We start from the raw sequence: 19,950 nt of genomic DNA on the forward strand, positions 1-19,950 counted from the left end.
CGAGCAGGTGGTGGAGTCGGGTAAGAACCTGGCGTTCATGGCGCACTTCACCCATCCGCGGGAGTTGGAGCCGCTGATGGTGACCGAGGCGTGCCGCCGGATCCGCGACACCGGCGCGGTGATCCGGACCCAAGCGCCGCTGATCCGCACGATCAACGATGATCCGGCGGTGTGGGAGGGCATGTGGCGGACCCAGACCCGGCTGGGGCTGGTGCCGTACTACATGTTCGTCGAGCGTGACACCGGCCCGCAGGACTACTTCGCGGTACCGCTGGCGCGGGCGTATGAGATCTTCCGGGACGCCTACAAGAACGTCTCGGGGCTGGCGCGGACGGTGCGAGGCCCGTCGATGTCGGCCACCCCCGGCAAGGTCTGCGTGGACGGGGTGGTGGAGGTGATGGGCCACAAGGTGTTGGCGTTGCACTTCATCCAGTGCCGCGACGCCGACCTGGTCGGCAAGCCCTTCTTCGCCCACTACGACCCCGACGCGGTCTGGCTGGACGACCTCAAACCCGCCTTCACCGACCGCTTCCCCTGGGAGAAGTAGCCGTCGCACAGGTGGCGTGTCGCCCTCCCGGGAGGGCGACACGCCACCCGCCCGTCAGCGGAGATGGCGGGCCAGGAGCAGGCAGGCGATCAGCGTGGCGGCGCCGCAGAGCACCATGACGCCGCCGGGCGCCAGGAACTCGCCGAGGGCGCCCGCCGCGCCGATCCCGGCGGCCTGGCCGGTCATCAGGCCGCTTCCGTACAGGCCGATCGCCTGCCCGCGGATCGCCTCCGGCGCCGCGTCCACGAGGCGGCGCTGCACGGCCAGCTCGTAGCCCAGCCCGACCGTCCCCGCGGCCATCAGCGCGCACGCCGCCGCCAGCCCCGGAGTGAAGGCGAACAGCAGGAGCGGCGCGCCGGTCAGCGCGGCCAGCGGCAGCGTGAGGCGCTCGCGCAGGTCCGGGCGGACCCAGCGGCCCACCACGAGGTTGCCCGCGAACATCCCGGCCGCGGCGGCCGACAGCAGCAGGCCGGCCCCGTCCGGGTCGCCCAGGCCGCCCGCGTACGGAACGGCCACGCCCTCGGAGCCGACCGACAACGAGATCGGCAGCCAGCCGGCCAGCAGGAGACCGCGCGTGGTCCGGTCGCCCAGCAGGCGCCGGTTGACCCGCCACGTGGTCCGCGCCGTCCCCGAGGACGGGGCCCGGGACGCCGCGGGGGTCTCCGGGAGGCGGAACCGCGCCAGCCCGGCGGCGACCGCGGCGCCCGCCGCCGCGAGCCACAGCGCCCCGGACGGCGTCACCAGCGACAGCAGCAGCCCGCCCGCCGCCTGCCCGGCGATCTGGGCGCCCGCGCTGGTCATCGTGAACAGCGACCGGCCGAGGACGTAGCCGTCCCCCGGCAGCAGGGCGGGCAGCCGGGCCTGGACGGCCGCGCCGCCCACCGGGGCGAACAGCCCGACCGCGACCAGCAGCGCCATGACCGCCGGCACCGGGAGCCCGCCGGCCGCCAGGACGGCCGTGACCGCGAGCCGCAGCAGGTGGTAGCCGGTGAGGAGCCGCCGGACCGGGACGCGGTCGGCGAGCGACAGCAGCAGCGCGCCGCCCACCACGTACGGGAGCATCCCGGCGGCGAACACGAGCGCCGCCGCGGCGGGCGAGCCCGTCCGCTCGAACGTCTGCACCGACAGCGCGATCGTGCGGACCGAGTCGCCGCCCACCTGGAGCGTCTGGAGGGAGAACAGGGTCCGGAACTCGGCGACGCCGAACACGTCGCGGTAGCGCGCGGAAGCGGCGGGAGGAGCGATCATGACGGCGACTCTGGGGCCGCCGCCCCCGTGCCGGACAATGTTTCGGGGAGGAGCGAAACATGTACCGCATCGAGGTGGGGCCGGGCGACCTCGCGGCCAGCCGGTTCGGGATCGCGCCCCTGATCGAGGTGCACGGCGCGCTCGGGCTGCTCGCCGGCCGGATGCCCGTCGGGCCGCTCGGCCCGTGGGTGGAGCGCACCCGCCCCGCGTACCGGTGCATCGCCGGCGACCCGGCGATACGCGCGCTGGCCTTCCTGCGCCGCCCGCACGGGTACATGGCCGACTTCGTCGTCCCGCCGCCCGCCCGGCCGAACCTGACCGTCCCCGACCAGCTCGCGGTCGTGCGGGCGACGCCGCTCGACCAGGCGCGCCGGGAGATCGCCCGCAACCTCACGGGCCTGCCGGAACCGGACGCCGCCGTCCGGGACGTGCTGGACGCCCCCGACGTGGTCGACCGCCTCGCGACCGGGCTGGAGACCGCCTGGCGCGTCCTGCTGGAGCCCGACTGGCCGGTGCTGCGGTCGATCCTCGAACGCGACATCGTGCACCGCGCCGGGCGCCTGGCGGCCTACGGCTGGGCGGAGGCGCTGGACGGCCTGTCCCGGCAGGTGCGGTGGCGGGACGGGGTCATCGAGGCGGACATCCGCGCCGACGCCACCTTCCGCCTCGGCGGCGCCGGGCTGACGTTCGTGCCCGTGATCTTCTCTGACCTGGGCGCCGCGCTCGAACAGGACTGGCCTTACACGCTCATGTACCGCGCCAGGGGAGTGGCGGCGCTCTGGGAGACCCGTCCGCCGCACGACTCCGACGCGCTCGCGAAGCTGGTGGGGCGCACCCGCGCCGACCTGCTCCGCCTCCTCGCCGACCCGGCGACGACCACCTGGCTGAGCGCGCGGCTGCGGATGAGCCTCGGCGGGATCGGCGACCACCTCGCGGTGCTGCGCGCGGCCGGGCTCGTCACGCGGGAGCGCAGCGGCCGGTCCGTCCTCTACCGGCGGACCGCCGTCGGCGACGTCCTCGCCGGAACGCCCCCGGAGACGCCGGAGGCCGCCCCGGCGCTCCGGGACGGCCCCTGAAACGGTCGGCGGCTCAGGTGCCGTACACGGGGACGATCGTGGCGCGGGCCAGAGTGTGGGCGGTGATGTTGAAGCCCACGACCGCCGGGGACGTGTCGGAGTCCAGGCCCAGCGACTCCACGTCCAGCGCGTGCACGGTGAACACGTAGCGGTGCGGGTCGCCGGGCGGAGGCGCGGCGCCGCCGAACGCCTTGGTCCCGTAGTCGGTGCGGGCGTGCACGCCGATCTTCGAGTCCGCGGTGCCGGCGCCGGTGGGCAGCTCGGTCACCGTCGCGGGGATGTCGAAGAGCGACCAGTGCCAGAAGCCGCTGCCGGTCGGCGCGTCCGGGTCGAAGCAGGTCACCGCGAAGCTCTTGGTCTCGGCGGGGAAGCCCGACCAGCTCAGGTGCGGGGACTCGTTGCCGCCGCTGAAACCCCAGTCATCGAACACATGCGTGTCAGGGAGCCGCTCGCCGTCGGCGATGTCGTCGCTGGTGACGGTGAACGACGGGACCTCGGGCAGGTACTCGTGCGGAAGCGGCGGCTTGCCGGGCATGGCGACCTCCTACATCAGATCTTCGTGTCCCTCCATCTCTATCAGGCCCCCTAGGTCTTGACGGCTCCCATGGTGAAGCCGGTGACGAAGCGGTCCAGGAACAGGTTGAACAGGAACGCGATCGGCACCGCCGTGATCACGGTGGACGCCTGGAGCGACTGCCAGAAGAACACGTCCCCGCGGACCAGCTGGGTGGGCACGCCGGTGCTGACCACCATCTCCGGGCTCGCCGACACGAACGCCAGCGCGTACACGAACTCGCTGGACGTGAGCGTGAAGCTGAACACGACGACCGCCACGATGCCGGGGAACACCAGCGGCAGGACGGTCCGCAGGAACGCGCCCAGGCGGCTGTAGCCGTCCACCATCGCCTGCTCCTCGACGTCCTTCGGGACGGCCTTGAGGAACCCGATCAGCAGCCACACCGACACCGGGACCGTGATCGTCGGATACACGACGATCATCGACCAGAGCGTGTCCTCCAGGTGCAGCGCCACCACCACGCGGGTCAGCGACAGGAACAGCAGCGACGGCGGCACCAGGTAGACCATGAAGATCGCGATGCCCATCGGCGTTCCCCACGGCCGGTCCAGGCGCGCCAGCGAGTACGCGGCCGGCAGCGCGAGCAGCAGCGTGATCGCCACCACCGCCGCGCCGACGATCAGCGTGTTCACCACGAACGTCAGGAACGGCGTGTCGGAGAACAGGAACGTCACGTGGTCGGGCGTCGCGGGCTCGTTGAAGTAGAACGGGTTGCTCTCGGGGTTGTAGAGGTCCTGGTTCATCTTGAACGCGCTGACCACGCTCCACAGGAACGGCAGCGCGCACACCAGCGCCGCCAGGAACGCCGCCGTGTAGACGCCGGCCCGGGCCGCCGCGTGCCGCCGCGCGTACTTGCGCCGAAGCGCGGCCGTCTCCCGCGCGGTGGTGGTCGCCGCCGTCTCGCTGCGTTCCGTTATCCGATCACCTTGTGGGGGGCGACCCCCCACACCCCCCGGCGACCGCCGCCGGATGCCCTCACTTCGCTCGCTGCGCTCGCTGCGTTCCGTCATCCGGCCTCCAGCCTTCGGACCGCGCGCAGGATCGCGACCGCGCCCGCGAGCAGCAGCGGGAACAGGAACAGCGCGATCGCCGCGCCCTGCCCGACGTCGCCGCCCTCGATGCCGCGGAAGTACGCCCACGACGCGAGGACGTCCGTCGAGTGCGTCGGCCCGCCCCGGGTCAGCACGTACGGGACGGTCATGTCGGTGAACGTCATGATCGCGCCGAACAGCCCGGCGACCGCGATCACCGGCAGCGTCAGCGGGATCGTCACCTCGAACATCCGCCGCCAGAACCCGGCGCCGTCGATCCGCGCCGCCTCGTCGATGTCGCGCGGGATCGCCACCAGCCCGGCCATCACGATCACCGCGGCCAGCGGCGTCAGCCGCCATGTCTGCACCGCGATCACCGACGCCATCGCCGTGCCCGGACGGCCCAGCCACACGACGTTCGCGTCGATCAGCCCGAGATGGCGCAGCACCCAGTCGACCGGCGAGTAGATCGAGTCGAGGAACCACAGCCACGAGATCGTCGACAGCGCCACCGGCGTCGTCCACGGCAGCAGCACCAGGAACCGGACGAACCACTTGCCGCGGAAGTCGGCGACCAGGATGTTGGCGAGGATCTTCCCGAACACGACGATCAGCACCATGCTGACCAGCGTGAAGACCAGCGTGTTCCGCAGCGACCGCCAGAACACCCCGTCCGCGAAGATCTCGTCGAAGTTGCGGACCCCGACGAAGTCGAAGGACGGGTCGCCGGTCGTCACGTCCGAGAACGCGAACGCGATCGCCAGCAGGAACGGGACGCCGACCAGCGCGATGATGTAGACGACCGACGGCAGCAGCATCACCCACGCGAGGAACCCCTCGCGGTCGGCGAGCCCCGCCCTGGCCCGCGCCTCGGGCACCGCCGCGGCGGCGGGCTTCGGACCCGTCCGCGCGTGGGTCATGGCGCGTCCCCCAGCGGCACCGCCGCCGTCCGGGCGCCCGACCCGGCGTCGAAGAACCGCAGCCGCTCCGAGGGCACCGCGAACTCGTGCGTCTCCCCGGACTCCAGCGGCGTCGCCACGGTGGCGGGCAGCCGCGCGATGACGCGGGTCTCCTCGCCGACGCCGGTGACCGTCCCGTACACGTGCCGGTCGCCCGACAGGTACTCCATCCGCTCGACCCGCAGCGGCATCGCCAGCCGCGACTCCGCCGGCACGTTCTCGGCGGGCAGCAGATGCTCGGGGCGGAACCCCACCAGCACGTCGTCCCGCCGGACCAGGTTCATCGGCGGCGACCCGATGAACGTCGCGACGAACGTGTCGGACGGGTCGTCGTACACCTCCTGCGGCGTCCCGACCTGCCGGACGCGGCCGTGCTCCAGCACCGCGATCCGGTCGCCGAGCCCCATCGCCTCCGCCTGGTCGTGGGTGACGTAGATGGTGGTCGTCCCGACCCGCTCCTGGAAGCGCTTCAGCTCGTCCCGCGCGGTCGCGCGCATCTTCGCGTCGAGGTTGGACAGCGGCTCGTCCAGCAGGAACACCGCCGGATCCCGGACGAGCGCCCGCGCGAGCGCCACCCGCTGCCGCTCCCCGCCAGACAGCTGGCGCGGCTTGCGGCGCAGCAGCGGCTCGATCTCCAGCAGCTCCGCGGCCCACCGCGCCTTCTTGTCCCTCTCGTCCCGCGCCATGCCCTCCGCCCGCAGCGGGAAGACGATGTTGTCGAGCACCGACTTGTGCGGGTACAGCGCGTACGACTGGAACACCATCGCGATCTGCCGGACCCGCGGCGGAAGGCCGTTCACCACGTTCCCGTCGATCAGCACGTCGCCTTCCGTGGGCTGCTCCAGGCCGGCGATCGTGCGCAGCAGCGTCGTCTTCCCGCACCCGGACGGCCCGAGCAGCACCAGGTACTCCCCGGGCTCGGCCGCGAGGTCCACGCCGTCCAACGCGCGTACATGCTCCGACCGCCCGCGCCGCGCGCGCACATGCCCGTCGAAGGTCTTGACCAGCCCCTTGACCTCAACCGTCTTCACTTGGGGTCAGCCGCCCACGAGGCCGCGGCCGCGCCAGTTCTTGAAGATCGCGTTGACGCGGTCCTCCGCCTCCGCGACGGCCTGCCGCGGGGACGCCTGGCCGCGGGCGGCGCGGCCGAACATCGTCGGCAGCACGTTGGTGTTGAAGATCTCCCCGATCGCCGGGTTGGACGGTCCCGGATAGCCGATGTTCGCGCTCCACGACGTCGCCGTCTTCATCAGGGCCAGCTTGTTCGCCGGCTTCGCGCCCCACGGGTCGTCGTCGAGCCAGCCGTTCAGCTGCGGGACGATCGACGGCCAGCCCGGCAGGTCGTACATCTCCGAGTGGTACGTCACCGCGGGGAAGTTCGCCGTGTAGTGCAGCAGGAACTCCTTCGCCGCGTCCGGGTTGGCCGCGTACTTCGGGACGATCCACTGCTGGATCACGTGCTGCGCCGCCATCGCCGCCTTCGGCCCGCGCAGGGCGGGCACGAAGAAGATGTCGTCGCCGATCGTCCGGTTGGTGCCCATCGCGGTCCGCCACGCGGAGATCGAGTTCAGGATGTAGGACGACTTCCCGGCGATCAGCGCCTGGTTGTTCGACGCGGGCGTCCAGGAGAAGACCTCGCTGGTCTCGGCCTCCTTGAACAGGCGCGCCATGAACTCGACGGCCTCGACGGTCGCGTCCGAGTTGAGGACGACCCGCTCGTTCTCGTCCTGGACGGACCCGCCGTAGGACCACAGCAGCGCCCGCGCCGCCATGTTCGAGTCGGTCTCCGGGGACAGCCCGATCCCGCACGGCACCCCGGTCTGCTTCTTGATCTCCGCGGCGCCGCGGAGCAGGTCGTCCCAGCTCGCCGGCCCGTTCGGCATGCCCACCTTCTGCCACATGGACTTGCGGTAGTCGCCGGGGTCGGGCGACCAGCCGGGGCAGTACGCGTAGAACCGCCGGGTGTTCGGGTTGTAGCTGGACTTGCGGCACAGCTCCAGCTGCTTGCCCCACCGCTTGGTGGCCTCCTGGACGACGTCGGTCATGTCCAGGACGGACGGCTCGTACTGCGAGAACGGCGCGATGTGCTGGATGAGGTCGTGCCCGCGGCCCGCCTGGATCTCCGACGCCGCCCGCCGGGGGACGTCCACGGTGTTGATGTGGTCGACCCGGACCTCGACACCGACCTTCTTGCCCCAGTCGGCGAGGAACGTGTCGAACCACTTGTCGTGCCGGGGGACGAAGTGGCTCCACATCAGGATGCTGAGCGAGCCGCTCAGCTTCTTCGCGGGGGCGGTGAACACCTCCTTCGGCACGTCCCCGGAGTTCTTCGCCTGCGGACCGCTCTTCTCGCTGGCGCACCCCGCCAGCAGGCCGTACGCGCCCGCCGTGAGGGCCGTGGAGGAGAGGAAGCCGCGTCTGCTCACTCCGGCGGAGGCGGATCGGAGGGTGTCGGGGATCGTCCCCTCTCGGGGCGTTCTGAGCCGGTCGGACATGGGAGCTCTCCCTCACCGATGAAGGTCTCCCTCTGACGGTAAGTCCGCCGGGACGCTTCATCGAGAGACGATCCGGTAACTCTGCGCCACTACAGTGACGCAGGCCACACGAGCCCCTCGCGTATCAGACTGCCGGGCGGTCGCCCTACTTACCGGTGGCTTCGATGTAGGCGGCGATGACCTCTTCGGGGTCGCCGTCCATGTGCATCCGGCCCTCGTCGATCCAGATGACGCGGTCGCACATCTCCTTGACCGTGTCGAGCTGGTGCGCGACGAGGAAGACCGCCCCCGCCTCCTTGCGCAGCTCCTCGATCCGGCGCTTGCTCTTGACCTTGAACTTGGCGTCGCCGGTGGCGAGGGCCTCGTCGATCAGCAGCACGTCGTGGGTCTTGGCGGCGGCGATCGCGAACCGGAGCCGCGCCCCCATGCCGGACGAGTACGTCCGCATGGGGTACTGGATGAACCCCTCCTTCAGCCCGGCGAAGGCGACGATCTCCTTGTACTTGGCCTTCGTCTCGGCCGGGGACATCCCCATGGCCAGGCAGCCGAGGACGATGTTGCGCTCGCCGGTGAGGTCCTTCATCAGGGCCGCGTTCACGCCCAGCAGGGACGGCTGCCCGTCGGTGTAGACGCCGCCCCGGTGCGGCGGCAGCAGCCCGGCGATGGCCTTCAGCAGCGTCGACTTGCCGGAGCCGTTCGTGCCGATGATCCCGATGGCCTCGCCCCGGTACGCGACGAAGGACAGCCCCTTGATCGCGTGCACCTCGGTCATCGAGGGGCGGTGCTGGCGCCGCAGGATGCGGGAGAACGCCGACGCGGCGTTGCCCTTGCCGCCCGCGCCGAACACCCGGTAGACGATGTGCAGGTCGTCCACGACGACGATCGGCTCCCGGGTCGGGTCGAGCTCGAGCGTCCCGCGCACCTTCGTGTCAGCCACGGCCGTATCGCTCCTCGGCACGGTAGAAGTACATGAATCCGCCGACCAGCATCACCAGGGCCCAGACGACGGCGTAGAGCCACAGTTGCGCGGTCTCGTGGATCCGCAGGTCACCGGTGACGTAGTCGCGGTACTCGCCGAGGAGCACGTGCCGGCTCAGCTCGACGTACACATAGGCGGGGTTGGCCTTCATCAGCTCGCCGAGCCAGGGGTACTCGGCCAGCTTGTGGCCGGACTGCAGCATCGACGGCAGGCTGAAGATGACGCCGGACGCGTAGAGCCACGTCCGCATGATGAACGGGAGCAGCTGGGTGATGTCGCGGTTGAACGCGCCCAGCCGGGCCATCACCATGCTGATGCCCACGTTGAACATCAGCTGGAGCGTCACGACCGGGACGAACAGCAGCATGTTGAAGTCGAGCGGCTCGCCGAACGCGAAGACGATCGCGAACAGCACGACGAGGGCCATCAGGAGCTGCTGGAGCTCGACGACCGCGATCGCCAGCGGCAGCGTGGCGCGCGGGAAGTGCAGCGCCCGGATGAGCGACAGGTTGTCGCCGACCGACTTCGCCCCGGCCGTCACGGACCGCTGCGTGAACCCGAACAGGAAGACACCCGTCACCAGGAACGGGATGAAGTCCGGGACGCCGCGGCTGGTGCCGAGCAGCAGGCCGAAGATCAGGTAGTAGACCGCCGCGTTCAGCAGCGGCGTCAGCAGCTGCCACACCTGACCCAGCCGGGAGTCGGTGTACATCGAGATGTTCTTCGCGGAGGCGAACGCCCAGATGAAGTTCCGGCGAGCCCACACAGACTGGATGTACTTGCGCAGCGGGGGGCGCGCAGCGCTCTGCCTCAGCCCGTGCCGTGCGGCGTAGTCGGCCAGCGTCTCGTTCACGTGAGGAAGCTCCGCGATCGTTCCGACCGACTCGCCACCCGGGGAACCGAGCCGTTCCGGGTGACTCATGCCGCGAAGCCTATTGCAGTCGGTGAGTCGAGAGTGACGTTCGCCCGCATGTGACCCCCGATTTGAGATCTTTACGGAATCATGTCGGCGTCCCTGGGGATACCCCCGCCATGCGCGTCAACCACTCACGGCGCAGTGCCGTGCCGTCACGTTCCGTGTTCTCGTTCGTCCGGCGGCCGGCGCCGGAACCCCGGCGGCGCCTGGCGCGCGTCCGGCTGCTGCGCAGGCTCGGGCGGGTCGACCGGTGGGCGTTCGACCGGGTGGCGGCGTCCCGGCTGCGCGGCCTGGAGTACGTGCTGCCGCGGCTGTCGCGGTGCGCCGACCACGGGGTGCTGTGGTTCGGGACGGCCGGGGCGCTCGGGCTCGCGGGGCGGCCGCGGCTGCGGCGGGCGGCGCTGCGCGGCTCCATCGCGATCGCGGTGGCCAGCCCGGCCGTGAACATCCTGGGCAAGCAGGCGTTCCGCCGGAAGCGCCCGGTCGTGGACCTGGTGCCGCCGATCCGGATCCGGTGGAAGCTGCCGACCTCGCACGCCTTCCCGTCCGGCCACTCGGCGTCCGCCGCGGCGTTCGCGACCGGGGTGGCGCTGGAGGCGCCGCGGGCGGTGACCGTCCCGGTCGCGGCGACGGCCGCGGCGGTGGCCTTCGCCCGCGTCTACACCGGCGCGCACTACCCGGGCGACGTGCTGGCCGGGCTGGGGATCGGCGCGCTCGCGGCGGTCGGCACGCGCGTGGTCTGGCCCGCGCACCCGCCGGCGGCGCGGGTGGCGACGGCCGAGGACGAGCGGGCCGAGGTCACCCGCGACGGGCGCGGCCTGGTCGTGGTGGTCAACCCCGGGTCGGGTCCCGCCGGGGACGCCGGCGCCGGGATCCTGCCGAAACGCGGGGAGGTCGCGGTCGCGCTGATCGAGCACGAGCTGCCCGCGGCGGAGATCGTCCGGCTGGAGCCGGGGGAGGACGTCGACAAGGCGTTCGCGGAGGCCGTCGAGCGGGCCGCCGCCCTGGCCGCCGTCGGCGGGGACGGGACGGTGAACGCCGCCGCGCGGGCCGCGGTGCGGCACGGCGTCCCGCTGCTGGTCGTCCCGGTCGGGACGTTCGACCACTTCGCCCGCGCGCTCGGCGTGGAGTCCGCCGCGCAGGCGATCGCGGCCTACCGGAGCGGCGAGGTCGGCAGGGTCGATGTCTCCTACGTCGTACCGGTGGCCGCGAGGCGGGGACGCGACGAGGAGCGGCTGTTCCTGAACACGGCGAGCTTCGGCGCCTACGCCGAGCTGGTCGACCGGCGCGAGCGGCTGGAGCGGCGGATCGGCAAGTGGCCGGCGCTCGCGGCCGCCGCCGTCCGCACGCTGCGGCGCTCCGAGCCGGTCGAGCTGATGGTGGACGGCCGGCGCCGGCGCGTCTGGCTGGGGTTCGTCGGCAACGGCGTCTTCGGCTCGCACGGCGCCGCGCCCACCTGGCGCGGGCGGCTCGACGACGGTCGGCTGGACGTCCGGATGATCACCACCGGCCGACGGGTGCCCCGCGCCCGCGCGATGGCCGCCGTCCTCGCCGGGCACCTGCACATCACGCCGGGCTACCACGCGTGGCGGACGACCGGCCTGGAGGTCATCGCGATGGACGGCGCGCTGCGGCTGGCCCGGGACGGCGAGGTGTCGTCGATGCCCGGCACGGTGCGGTTCGGCAAGCACGCCGCCGCGCTGACGGTGTTCCGCCCCGCCGCCCGCTGAACGCACGGTACGTAGCAGCCGAAAACCGACGATTCGCTGGACGGCGTCCGGGTAGGGGAGGGGCGCCCGCGAAGGAGGGAACCGCACGATGACAAGCCGCGAGCTGGGGATCCCGCCCGGTGACCTCGACGACGACGACCTGTTCCGTGAGCTCGGCCACCTGTACGAGACGAGGCTCGACGCACTCCGGCACGCCGCCGACCAGGCCTACGGCGAGCACACCCGCCGCATGAACGAGCTGGAGGCCGAGTACCTGCGGCGCCGGCCCGGCCGGGAGATCGACCCCGAGCGGCTCCGGGAGGGGGCCCGCGCCCGCTGAGGCAACCTCCGGCCCCCGGGTTCCCCGGGAGTTCGTCTGTGTCCGGTAAACACTCGGGCGTAGTTCGGGGAAGGCCGCCACCCGCCATGGAGGATCACCCTGGGGGATCCTCGGGGGGGTGTGAGCTGTGGGGCGGACCCGGCCTGGCCTGAACCGGCTGAGTCATGGAGGACGGGCGGACCGGCGGAGCCAGCCGCCGTTACGGGAGTGCGCCCGGCGGTGGTGGCCGATCGTGGCGGGGGCCCTCGCGACGACGGGGCTGCTGCTGCTCGCGTACCTGGAGTTCCCGAGGGAGCACGGCGCGGCCGCGCTCGCCGTCCCCGGCCGGGCCGCCCGCGCCGGCCCCGGCAAGGTCGCTCCCGACGCGGCGGCGCCGGAACAGCCGATGAGCACCTACACCACGCAGTTCACGTCGGGCGAGCCGCGCGTCCGCAACATCGAGCTCGCGGCCCGGAGGCTGGACGGCCACATCGTCGAGCCGGGAGAGACGTTCTCGTTCAACGACGTCGTGGGCCCGCGCACCAGGAGCCGCGGATACGTGCCCGCGCCGGCCATCATCGGGGCGCGCCTCGTGAACGACGTGGGCGGCGGCATATGCCAGGTCTCCACGACGCTGTTCAACGCCGTGTTCCAGGCCGGGCTGGACATCCGGAAGGCGCGTGCGCACACCATGTGGATGCCGGAGTACCCGGAGGGGAGGGAGGCCGCGGTCTCCTATCCCGGGCTCGACTTCACCTGGAAGAACGACACCGGCTCGCCCGTGCGCATCCAGGTCACCTACACCGGCTCGTCGCTGACCGTGAACCTGTGGGGCGACCGCAGGTACGAGGTCACGTCGCGCAGCTCGGAGCGGTACGGGTTCACGCCGCACGGGACGGGCGCCGGGAACGGGCGCCGGTGCGTCCCGATGACGGGGCGGAAGGGCTTCGAGATCGACGTGTGGCGGACGCTGCTCGCGGAAGGGCGCAAGGTCCGCCGGGAGAAGTTCCACACCGAGTACAGTCCCCAGCCCGAGGTGACGTGCCGCTGACCCCGGTACGGGCCCCGGAACGCCGGGTGGAAGGGTGAAGGGCATGGGAACGTTCGAGCTGGGCCCGGACGCCGGGCGGCTGCTCGTCCGGACGGGCCGCAGCGGGCTCGGCCGGCGGGCGGGCCACGACCTGACCATCGAGGCGACCCGCTGGTCGGCATCGGTCGAGGCCCGCGAGCCGCTGGACGCCCCGTCCCCCGAGGTGTCGATCGAGGTGACCGTCGAGGTGGACGGGCTGGAGGTGCGGGAGGGCACCGGGGGCGTGAAGCCGCTGAGCGACCAGGACCGCGCCGAGATCAAGAAGAACCTGCGGAAGGTGCTGGACGTCCGGCGGCACCCGCGGATCCGGTTCGTGTCGACGGGCGCGGGCGGGGACGCCGTCGAGGGCGATCTCACGATCATGGGGCGGACGAAGCCGGTGCGGGTCCGGGCCGTCAGGGAGGGCGACCGGGTGCGCGGCGGCGCCACCGTGACGCAGAGCCGCTGGGGCATCACGCCGTACTCGGCCTTCTTCGGCGCCCTCCGCCTCGCCGACGACGTGGAGATCGAGTTCGACCTCCGCCTGCCCGCGTAGCGTCCCCCTGAAGATCAACATGCACTAGGGTGCGTGATCGTCGCATTCCGGACAGTCGATCTTCAGGGGGACGGGATGAGCGCACTCAGCAGGAGGGGCTTCGGCAAGGCGGCGGGGCTGGCGGCGGCGCCGGCGCTGCTCGCGGGTTGCTCCTCCGGCTCGGCCAGGACGGCGGGCGCGGTCGCGGCGGCCCGCTCGTGGCGGGTGACCGGCAAGGCCCTCTCCGGTCTCGGCGGCTTCGACTCGACGCTCAAGGCCTTCATGCAGGAGCGGAACATCCCGTGCGGGCAGCTCGCCGTCGTCCGCAAGGGGAAGCTCGTCCTGTCGCGCGGCTACACCTACGCCGGCGACGACGCGCTCACGACCCAGCCGACGTCGCCCTTCCGCATCGCCAGCATCTCCAAGCCGGTGACGGCGACGGCCGTGCTGAGGCTCGTCCAGGACGGCGAGCTGAAGCTCACCGACCGGGCGGCGACGCTGCTCGGGCTGTCCACGTCCGCCGATCCGCGGCTGAAGGACGTCACGGTGCTGCGGCTGCTCCAGCACCTCGGCGGCTGGAACCGCGACGTCACGCCCGACCCGATGTTCCAGGACGCGAAGATCGCGGCGGCGCTCGGCGTCCCGCTGCCCGTGTCGCAGGCGAACATCATGAAGTACGTGTCGGCGGGCAGGCTCGACCACGAGCCCGGGACGGCGTACGCGTACTCCAACTACGGGTTCCTCCTGCTCGGCCGGATCATCGAGAAGGTCACCGGGAAGAAGTACGAGGACTACGTCCGGCAGACCGTGCTGGCACCGCGCAAGATCACGCGGATGCGCCTCGGCAAGACGCTCACCAAGGCGCCCGGTGAGGTGCCGTACCACTCCGGCTACACCGGGGCCACCGTGTTCGACAACAGCGGCACGAAGGTTCCCTACCCGTACGGCGCCTTCAACCTGGAGAACATGGACTCGCACGGCGGCTGGCTGGCGACCGCCATGGACCTGACCCGGTTCGCCGGCATCTACGACGGCGGGACGTCCGTGCTGACGTCGGCGTCCATCAAGCGCGCGTTCGCCAAGCCGGAGACCGGCGTCAACGACGACGGCTGGTACTACGGGTGCGGATGGCAGGTGCGTCCCGTCACCGGCGGCACGAACACCTGGCACAACGGAAGCCTGCCCGGCACGTACACGTTCCTGGTCCGCCGGTATGACGGCCTGTCGTGGGCGGTCCTGTTCGACCAGCGGCAGGAAGGCGACGCGCCGAGCTACAGCGCCATCGACTCGCTGCTCCACAAGGCCGCGAACGCGGTGAAGACCTGGCCGACGGGCGACCTGACCTCTACCTACTTCTAGCGCTTCCGGCGCGGGCCGCGCGCCCGTACTGGTCGTCGAGGCTGCGCGGGAACGGCAGCATCCGGTGCCGTTCCCGCCACGGCGCGTACTGGCGGACGGCGTTGAAACCGGCCGCGGTGACGATCCGTTCGACGTTCGGGCCCGGCGGGCAGGCGGGGTAGGCGTCCAGGTACGCGACGTCCGGCGGCAGGCCGTCCGGTTTGCGGGGCGACACCAGGGTCATCGGCGGACGCACCCGCTCGGCGGACGCCATGTCCCGCGCGTAGGCGACGAGTTCGAGCGTCTCCGCGTCGGGGCCGCTGTGCACGATGAGCCATCCGTCGACGTCCACCGGCTGCGACGGGGGATCGATGAGCGCCAGCGGCAGGACCTCGTCCGAGATCTCGCGAAGGTAGGCGACGTGCGCCTCGTCGAGTTCCTCCAGGACGAACGTGCGGTCGAAGCGGGGCGGCTCAGCGGGGAGCAGCGGCCGGTAGGCGTCCCAGCGCAGCAGCCGCGCCAGGTGCGTCGTCCGCACGCCGGGCGGGACGGTCAGCTCGCCTTTCAGCCCGGCCGGGAACGCGTCCACGATCAGCTCGTCCGGTGCCAGGGCCGCGAGGTCGGCGGTCTCCACGACACGCAGGCCGCCCGTGACGCGGGGATCGTCCGCGAACGGCGACCCGGTGACGACGGTGACCGGCGCGTCGAGGCGCAGCGTGTGCAGAACGGACCGCAGGCGCGTCAGATGCCCCAGCCCGTCCCCCGCCGCGTAGCAGACGATCACCGGACCGCGTCGAGGACGGCCAGGTAGCCGGCGGTCTCGGCGGCCGGGGTGAAGTCGCGGCGGATCCGTTCCGTGCCCGCCGCGCCGAGCTTCGCCAGCTCCGCGCCGCCCGCCCGCGCGGCCCGGTCGATCGCGGCCCGGCAGGCGTGCGCGTCGCCGGCCGCGAAGGTGAAGCCGATCTCGTCGTCCGCCACGTCCGCGAGCCCGCCCGCGTCCGACGCGATCAGCGGCACGCCGAGCGCCGCCGCCTCCAGCGCCACGTTCGGCATCCCGTCGTAGAACGACGGCAGCGCGACCAGGTCGCAGCTCGCGTACACGGCCGGGAGGGCGTAGCGCTCCAGGAACGGCAGGAACGAGTGCGCGACGTCCTCCCGCCCGGCCAGCCACTCCCTCACCGACTCCTCGACCTCGCCGACGAGCAGCAGATGGAACGCCCCGGCGTGGCCCGAGGCCGCCAGGGCGTCCAGGAAGAAGCCCACGCCCTTCTTCACCTTGAGCTGGCCGATGAGCCCGATCGTCCGGCGTCCGGGCTCGACGTTCTCGACCCGCCAGGCCCGGCCCTGCTCCCGCTCGGACGGCAGGATCCGCCACTGCGCGGTGTCGACGCCGTTCGCGACGAACGCGACCTCCGCGCCCGGGGCCAGCGCCGACACCAGCGGCGCGTGCGACCGGGCGACGACGCAGACGCGCGACGAGGCGCGCAGCGCGTCCGCGAGCACGCCGCGCCGCCGCATCGAGAAGATGCCGACGTCGATGTCGTTACCGCGCAGCAGCGTGACCAGCGGCGCGCCCAGCAGCGCCGACAGGACGGGCGCGGCGAGCATCGCGTACACGCCGCCGAACGCGACGACATGGCTGTAGCCAGTGAGGTTCTCCGCGGTGATGGTCGTCCACAGGCGGCGCAGCGCGTGCTCGGCGTCGTCCCCGAGCGGCGCGGTCAGCAGCCGCCCGCCCTGCTCCCGGCGCACGCCCCACGGACGCGACCGCCGGGTCAGGTGCGCGACGTCGACCTCGGCGCCCGCCGCGCGCAGCCCGCGCACGATCCGGTCGCACGACTGCGCCATGCCGCCCTGGCTCGGCGGGTAGTGCTCGGTGATCCACAGGACGCGCGGCATCAGCTGTCCACGAAGCCGGTGTCGTCGTCCGGCCCCCAGTCACCGCCGTAGGAGTAGTCGTCGCCGGGGTTGAACGTCCCGCGGTCGTACTCGTCGAAGGTCGAGTACCAGTACGTGTCGTTGTAGGTCTGCGAGCTTCTCCGGTAGTACCGGCGCCGGCGGGGGCCCACCCAGGCCGGGTGGTGCGGGTCGTCCGTCTGGTACCCCTGCGCGACACCGCATTCGGGGCACAGCCCGCCTGGCCCGGCGTGGGCGGCGCAGACCGGCCGCCCGCACTGCGGGCACGACGCGACCGCGGCCTGGCCGCAGCGTCCGAGCACGAAGAACCCGGTGGTCACGGTGCAGCGGGTCACTTGGCCCTCCTCGCGGTCGCGCCGGGCGGCGTCCACCGGAACGGTTCGGTCGAGACGTCCAGGATGCGGTTGACGATGGCGCGCTCCTCCAGCGGACCCTGGAACTTCGCGTTCGCGCGGATCACCATCCGGTTCCCCTGCTTGACCTGCACCTTGAGCCAGGGCGGCGGGGGCGTCCCGGGCCGCTGGGCGGGCGCGTCCTTCGCCAGCCGCCGGGTGACCCGTACCAGGTGCACCGTCTTCGTCTTGAACTTGAGCTTGACCTTCCCGCGCGGGTTCCGCTTGTTGTACTTGCGCTTGCGGACCCGGTCGGTGAGCACGAGTTCGAGAACGCTGCCGTCGCGCAGTTCCGCCCGCATCCGCAGCCACGGGTCGAACGCGTACCACTGCCGCAACTTGGAGATCGGCGGTCTGGAGGGCAGTTGCTGCTGCGGCCCGTTCTTCTCCGGGACGTTCGTTCCGCGCATGTCCAGCGCCACCGACAGCACGCCGTCCGGCGGCATGTCCGCCGTGAGGACGCGCAGCATCGGCACGAAGACGCCCGGGACCTGCCCGGTCAGCCGCCACTTGCGGCGCCTGACGACGGTGCCGTGCTGGGCGAGACTCTGGATCACCGGCTCCCAGTCGTCGCGCCGCAGCGAGACCGTGAAGCCCTTCTCCAAGGTCAGCGCCTTGTGGAGGGGATGGAACCGCGCGATGGCGGCCTTCTGCTTACGCCAGAACATGACGAACCACCTATCGGACCCGTGCGATGGTGCGGTAGACGCCGGCCAGCCGGGCGCGCGACCGCGCCCAGGTCAGGTTCTCCTCGATGTGCCGCCGGCCGGCCCGCCCCATCGCGGCGGCCTCGTCCGGGTACTCCAGCAGGATCCGGACGGCGCGGGCCAGCTCGGCGGGACGGTCGGCCGGGACCAGCCGCCCGTGCACCCCGTCCGCCATCAGCTCCCGGACGGCCGGCAGGTCCGAGGCGACGACCGGCACGCCCGCCGCCATGGACTCGATCACCTTCAGCGGCGCGCAGCCCTGGTCCAGGTTGCGGGCGCAGCCGGTCAGCGGCGCCAGCGACGCCTCGGCGTGCGCGAGCCACGCCGCCACCTCGTGGTGCGGCAGCGCGAACCGCCAGACGATCCGGCCGTCCACCCCGAGCCGCTCCGCCAGCCGCCGCACCGGCTTCGCCCGCCGCTCCGGGACCGACGAGCAGACCACCAGCCGCAGATCGTCGAGGTCGGCGAGCCGCGCGAACGCGCGCATCAGCACGTCCAGGCCCTGCCAGGGCTGCAGCGCGCCCACGTACACCAGGTAGCGGGACGGCGCGCCCGCCGGCCGCGCCGTCTCGCCGGGGATCTCGGCGCCGTTCGGAACGAGGTGGATCCGGTCCTCGGGGACGTCGCGCGCCCGCACGGCGTCGCCGATCACCCGGGACGGCACCACGACCGCGTCGCTGCGCTCCAGGCAGTGCCGCTCCAGCTCGCGGATCTTGCCGAGCGTCGCCGGCGCCGCCCACGGCCACGTGTGGCCCATCTCGATGGACGGCAGCCCGTTGACCTCGTAGACGACGCGGTGGCGGCGGCCGTCGGCGACCGCGGGCAGCGCGCTCCACGGGTCGCGGACGTGGCAGACCTCCAGCGTGTCCCAGTGCGGTGCGAGGTGCGCGGCCACCCAGGCGGAGAACGCCTCGGCCCGGTCGATGAGGTTCGGGACCTGCTCGTCGAACCGGGCGATCTCCCGCGTCCCCTCCCGCTGGTAGCGGGGCAGGTCGCCGCCGCCGATCGCGGCGAGCAGCCCGCCGCCGTACTGCGCGAACAGCTCGCCGGCCATCTGCGCGATGTGGACCGCCGACCCCTTGCTGGACGGGAACCGGTCGAACGCGACGTACGCCGCCCTGTGCGTCATCCGACCCCGGCCCTCTCTGGAACGGTCCGGCGGCCGCGCTGCCAGGCGATCTGCTCCGCGAGCCCCTCGGCCAGGCCGGTCGTGGCCGTCCAGCCGAGCAGTTCCTCGGCGCGGGTCGTGTCGGCCCAGGTCCGCGCGGCGTCCCCGGCCACCGGTGTCTCCCGGCGGATCTCCGTCCGGACGCCCAGGGTCCGCGTGAGCAGCGCGATCGCGTCCCGCACCGCCACGTGCTCGCGGTGCCCGACGTTGACGGCGATGCCGGGCGGCAGGTCCGCGGCCGCCGCCGCGAGCGTCGCCGCGACCACGTCCCGGACGTGCGTGAAGCTCCGCGAGCCGCGGCCGTCGCCGAACACGGGCAGCGGGCGCCCTTCCAGCGCGGCCTCCACGAACCGGTGGAACGCCATGTCGGGCCGCTGCCGGGGACCGTAGACGGAGAAGTACCGGAGCAGAACGGTGCGCAGCCCGCCGCTCGCGGCCTGCCCCGCCAGCCGCTCCACCTCGACCTTGCTGGCCGCGTACGGGCTCGCCGGGTTCAGCGGGTCGTCCTCCCGGTTCGGCCGCGTCCCCGCCGTCCCGTACACCGACGAGCTGGACGCGACGACGACCCTCGGCCGCAGCCCGGCCGGTCTCCGCAGGCAGGCCTCAAGCAGCCGCCGCGTGGCGCGGACGTTGTCGCGCTCGGCGACCGCCCGGCCCGGCCCCCACGAGTCGCGCACTCCGGGGCGTCCGGCCAGGTGGACCACCACGTCCGCGGCGGCGACGCCGTCGAGCGCGTCCACCGCGAGGTCGATCTCGGCGGCGACCACGCCCGGCCCGGCGGCGACCTGCGCCCACGTCCGCCGCGCGACCTCCGGGGCGAGCGACCGCTCGGGCGCGTCCACGGCGAGCACCTCGTGCCCCGCCCCCGACAGCGCCTCGGCCACATGGCTCCCGATGAACCCCGCCGCACCAGTAACGACCACCCGCACGCGAGGCACTTTATCCGCACTTTCCTCACCGTGAACAGG

The 19,950-nt window shown here is 72.6% G+C and carries 20 protein-coding genes and 1 pseudogene; 7 read left to right on the top strand and 14 right to left on the bottom strand.

Features of this window, described 5'->3' with window-relative positions:
• Positions 1 to 547: pseudogene (locus BM339_RS33825) on the top strand (lysine 2,3-aminomutase); the annotation flags it as partial.
• A 54-nt stretch (positions 548 to 601) separates the two neighbouring features.
• Here BM339_RS33825 and BM339_RS33830 read toward each other — a convergent pair.
• Positions 602 to 1,795, bottom strand: coding sequence for an MFS transporter (locus BM339_RS33830; RefSeq protein WP_075023506.1), 1,194 nt, complete (start codon positions 1,793 to 1,795; stop codon positions 602 to 604).
• Between the two features lie 59 nt (positions 1,796 to 1,854).
• On the opposite strand from BM339_RS33830, the gene BM339_RS33835 reads away from it, so the two are divergent.
• Positions 1,855 to 2,871 (top strand): ArsR/SmtB family transcription factor, encoded by a 1,017-nt coding sequence (locus BM339_RS33835; RefSeq protein ID WP_075023507.1) that lies wholly within the window; start codon positions 1,855 to 1,857, stop codon positions 2,869 to 2,871.
• A gap of 13 nt (positions 2,872 to 2,884) precedes the next feature.
• On the opposite strand, the gene BM339_RS33840 is transcribed toward BM339_RS33835, so the two are convergent.
• The 7 genes from BM339_RS33840 to BM339_RS33870 all read right to left on the bottom strand — a co-directional run bounded on the left by BM339_RS33840 (position 2,885) and on the right by BM339_RS33870 (position 9,765).
• Positions 2,885 to 3,406 carry a YbhB/YbcL family Raf kinase inhibitor-like protein gene (locus BM339_RS33840; RefSeq protein WP_075023508.1) on the bottom strand — a complete coding sequence of 174 codons (522 nt, stop codon included), beginning with the start codon at positions 3,404 to 3,406 and terminating at the stop codon, positions 2,885 to 2,887.
• A 50-nt stretch (positions 3,407 to 3,456) separates the two neighbouring features.
• A complete protein-coding gene (locus BM339_RS33845) occupies positions 3,457 to 4,458 on the bottom strand; it encodes a carbohydrate ABC transporter permease (protein ID WP_083598291.1) in 1,002 nt (333 codons plus the stop codon).
• Positions 4,455 to 5,399, bottom strand: a complete 945-nt coding sequence (locus tag BM339_RS33850) for a carbohydrate ABC transporter permease (RefSeq protein ID WP_021598575.1) — start codon at positions 5,397 to 5,399, stop codon at positions 4,455 to 4,457. Before BM339_RS33850 ends, BM339_RS33845 begins: the two co-directional genes overlap by 4 nt.
• Positions 5,396 to 6,469: an ABC transporter ATP-binding protein gene (locus BM339_RS33855; RefSeq protein WP_075023509.1), complete on the bottom strand. Its 1,074-nt coding sequence runs from the start codon at positions 6,467 to 6,469 to the stop codon at positions 5,396 to 5,398. The genes BM339_RS33850 and BM339_RS33855 overlap by 4 nt, the downstream gene beginning before the upstream one ends.
• Before the next feature lie 6 nt (positions 6,470 to 6,475).
• Complete coding sequence (locus BM339_RS33860; protein WP_024936393.1) at positions 6,476 to 7,933, bottom strand: ABC transporter substrate-binding protein; 1,458 nt, start codon at positions 7,931 to 7,933, stop codon at positions 6,476 to 6,478.
• Positions 7,934 to 8,078: 145 nt separating this feature from the next.
• The gene (locus BM339_RS33865; RefSeq protein ID WP_021598578.1) at positions 8,079 to 8,870 is read right to left on the bottom strand and encodes an ABC transporter ATP-binding protein; all 792 of its coding nucleotides are present in this window, start codon (positions 8,868 to 8,870) and stop codon (positions 8,079 to 8,081) included.
• A complete protein-coding gene (locus tag BM339_RS33870) occupies positions 8,863 to 9,765 on the bottom strand; it encodes an ABC transporter permease (RefSeq protein ID WP_021598579.1) in 903 nt (300 codons plus the stop codon). The genes BM339_RS33865 and BM339_RS33870 overlap by 8 nt, the downstream gene beginning before the upstream one ends.
• A 209-nt stretch (positions 9,766 to 9,974) precedes the next feature.
• Here BM339_RS33870 and BM339_RS33875 point away from each other — a divergent pair, with 209 nt between their 5' ends.
• The 5 genes from BM339_RS33875 to BM339_RS33895 all read left to right on the top strand — a co-directional run bounded on the left by BM339_RS33875 (position 9,975) and on the right by BM339_RS33895 (position 14,819).
• Positions 9,975 to 11,558, top strand: coding sequence for a bifunctional phosphatase PAP2/diacylglycerol kinase family protein (locus BM339_RS33875; RefSeq protein WP_256255585.1), 1,584 nt, complete (start codon positions 9,975 to 9,977; stop codon positions 11,556 to 11,558).
• 88 nt (positions 11,559 to 11,646) lie between these two features.
• Positions 11,647 to 11,877 carry a DUF6158 family protein gene (locus BM339_RS33880; protein ID WP_021599746.1) on the top strand — a complete coding sequence of 77 codons (231 nt, stop codon included), beginning with the start codon at positions 11,647 to 11,649 and terminating at the stop codon, positions 11,875 to 11,877.
• 232 nt (positions 11,878 to 12,109) lie between these two features.
• Positions 12,110 to 12,907 carry a VanW family protein gene (locus tag BM339_RS33885; protein ID WP_021599747.1) on the top strand — a complete coding sequence of 266 codons (798 nt, stop codon included), beginning with the start codon at positions 12,110 to 12,112 and terminating at the stop codon, positions 12,905 to 12,907.
• 43 nt (positions 12,908 to 12,950) lie between these two features.
• Positions 12,951 to 13,481, top strand: a complete 531-nt coding sequence (locus BM339_RS33890) for a YceI family protein (protein ID WP_075023510.1) — start codon at positions 12,951 to 12,953, stop codon at positions 13,479 to 13,481.
• Positions 13,482 to 13,556: 75 nt separating this feature from the next.
• Entirely contained in the window at positions 13,557 to 14,819 is a 1,263-nt protein-coding gene (locus BM339_RS33895; RefSeq protein WP_075023511.1) for a serine hydrolase domain-containing protein, read from the top strand.
• On the opposite strand, the gene BM339_RS33900 is transcribed toward BM339_RS33895, so the two are convergent.
• From BM339_RS33900 to BM339_RS33925, 6 genes are read right to left on the bottom strand one after another with little or no spacing between them, the layout of a single operon-like run.
• Positions 14,806 to 15,582 carry a hypothetical protein gene (locus BM339_RS33900; RefSeq protein ID WP_075023512.1) on the bottom strand — a complete coding sequence of 259 codons (777 nt, stop codon included), beginning with the start codon at positions 15,580 to 15,582 and terminating at the stop codon, positions 14,806 to 14,808. The two genes, BM339_RS33895 and BM339_RS33900, sit on opposite strands and share 14 nt — an antisense overlap.
• On the bottom strand, positions 15,579 to 16,697 hold the full coding sequence (locus BM339_RS33905; RefSeq protein WP_075023513.1) for a glycosyltransferase family 4 protein: 1,119 nt from the start codon (positions 16,695 to 16,697) through the stop codon (positions 15,579 to 15,581). The genes BM339_RS33900 and BM339_RS33905 overlap by 4 nt, the downstream gene beginning before the upstream one ends.
• Positions 16,697 to 17,050 carry a hypothetical protein gene (locus BM339_RS33910; RefSeq protein WP_033333783.1) on the bottom strand — a complete coding sequence of 118 codons (354 nt, stop codon included), beginning with the start codon at positions 17,048 to 17,050 and terminating at the stop codon, positions 16,697 to 16,699. Before BM339_RS33910 ends, BM339_RS33905 begins: the two co-directional genes overlap by 1 nt.
• Positions 17,047 to 17,775 (bottom strand): hypothetical protein, encoded by a 729-nt coding sequence (locus BM339_RS33915; protein ID WP_075023514.1) that lies wholly within the window; start codon positions 17,773 to 17,775, stop codon positions 17,047 to 17,049. Before BM339_RS33915 ends, BM339_RS33910 begins: the two co-directional genes overlap by 4 nt.
• 10 nt (positions 17,776 to 17,785) lie before the next feature.
• Positions 17,786 to 18,943, bottom strand: coding sequence for a glycosyltransferase family 4 protein (locus tag BM339_RS33920; protein ID WP_075023515.1), 1,158 nt, complete (start codon positions 18,941 to 18,943; stop codon positions 17,786 to 17,788).
• Positions 18,940 to 19,911 (bottom strand): NAD-dependent epimerase/dehydratase family protein, encoded by a 972-nt coding sequence (locus BM339_RS33925; protein WP_075023516.1) that lies wholly within the window; start codon positions 19,909 to 19,911, stop codon positions 18,940 to 18,942. The genes BM339_RS33920 and BM339_RS33925 overlap by 4 nt, the downstream gene beginning before the upstream one ends.
• Between the last annotated feature and the right edge of the window lie 39 nt (positions 19,912 to 19,950).

The organism is Actinomadura madurae (genome assembly GCF_900115095.1).
GTDB lineage: Bacteria > Actinomycetota > Actinomycetes > Streptosporangiales > Streptosporangiaceae > Spirillospora > Spirillospora madurae.

What these genes read in the sequence shown, in the direction of transcription:
- BM339_RS33895 (WP_075023511.1), top strand. Translation starts at nt 13,557, where the DNA reads ATGAGCGCACTCAGCAGGAGGGGCTTCGGCAAGGCGGCGGGGCTGGCG.
- BM339_RS33840 (WP_075023508.1), bottom strand. Translation starts at nt 3,406, where the DNA reads ATGCCCGGCAAGCCGCCGCTTCCGCACGAGTACCTGCCCGAGGTCCCG.
- BM339_RS33920 (WP_075023515.1), bottom strand. Translation starts at nt 18,943, where the DNA reads ATGACGCACAGGGCGGCGTACGTCGCGTTCGACCGGTTCCCGTCCAGC.
- BM339_RS33830 (WP_075023506.1), bottom strand. Translation starts at nt 1,795, where the DNA reads ATGATCGCTCCTCCCGCCGCTTCCGCGCGCTACCGCGACGTGTTCGGC.
- BM339_RS33915 (WP_075023514.1), bottom strand. Translation starts at nt 17,775, where the DNA reads ATGTTCTGGCGTAAGCAGAAGGCCGCCATCGCGCGGTTCCATCCCCTC.
- BM339_RS33860 (WP_024936393.1), bottom strand. Translation starts at nt 7,933, where the DNA reads ATGTCCGACCGGCTCAGAACGCCCCGAGAGGGGACGATCCCCGACACC.
- BM339_RS33905 (WP_075023513.1), bottom strand. Translation starts at nt 16,697, where the DNA reads ATGCCGCGCGTCCTGTGGATCACCGAGCACTACCCGCCGAGCCAGGGC.
- BM339_RS33850 (WP_021598575.1), bottom strand. Translation starts at nt 5,399, where the DNA reads ATGACCCACGCGCGGACGGGTCCGAAGCCCGCCGCCGCGGCGGTGCCC.
- BM339_RS33835 (WP_075023507.1), top strand. Translation starts at nt 1,855, where the DNA reads ATGTACCGCATCGAGGTGGGGCCGGGCGACCTCGCGGCCAGCCGGTTC.
- BM339_RS33890 (WP_075023510.1), top strand. Translation starts at nt 12,951, where the DNA reads ATGGGAACGTTCGAGCTGGGCCCGGACGCCGGGCGGCTGCTCGTCCGG.
- BM339_RS33880 (WP_021599746.1), top strand. Translation starts at nt 11,647, where the DNA reads ATGACAAGCCGCGAGCTGGGGATCCCGCCCGGTGACCTCGACGACGAC.
- BM339_RS33845 (WP_083598291.1), bottom strand. Translation starts at nt 4,458, where the DNA reads ATGACGGAACGCAGCGAGCGCAGCGAGCGAAGTGAGGGCATCCGGCGG.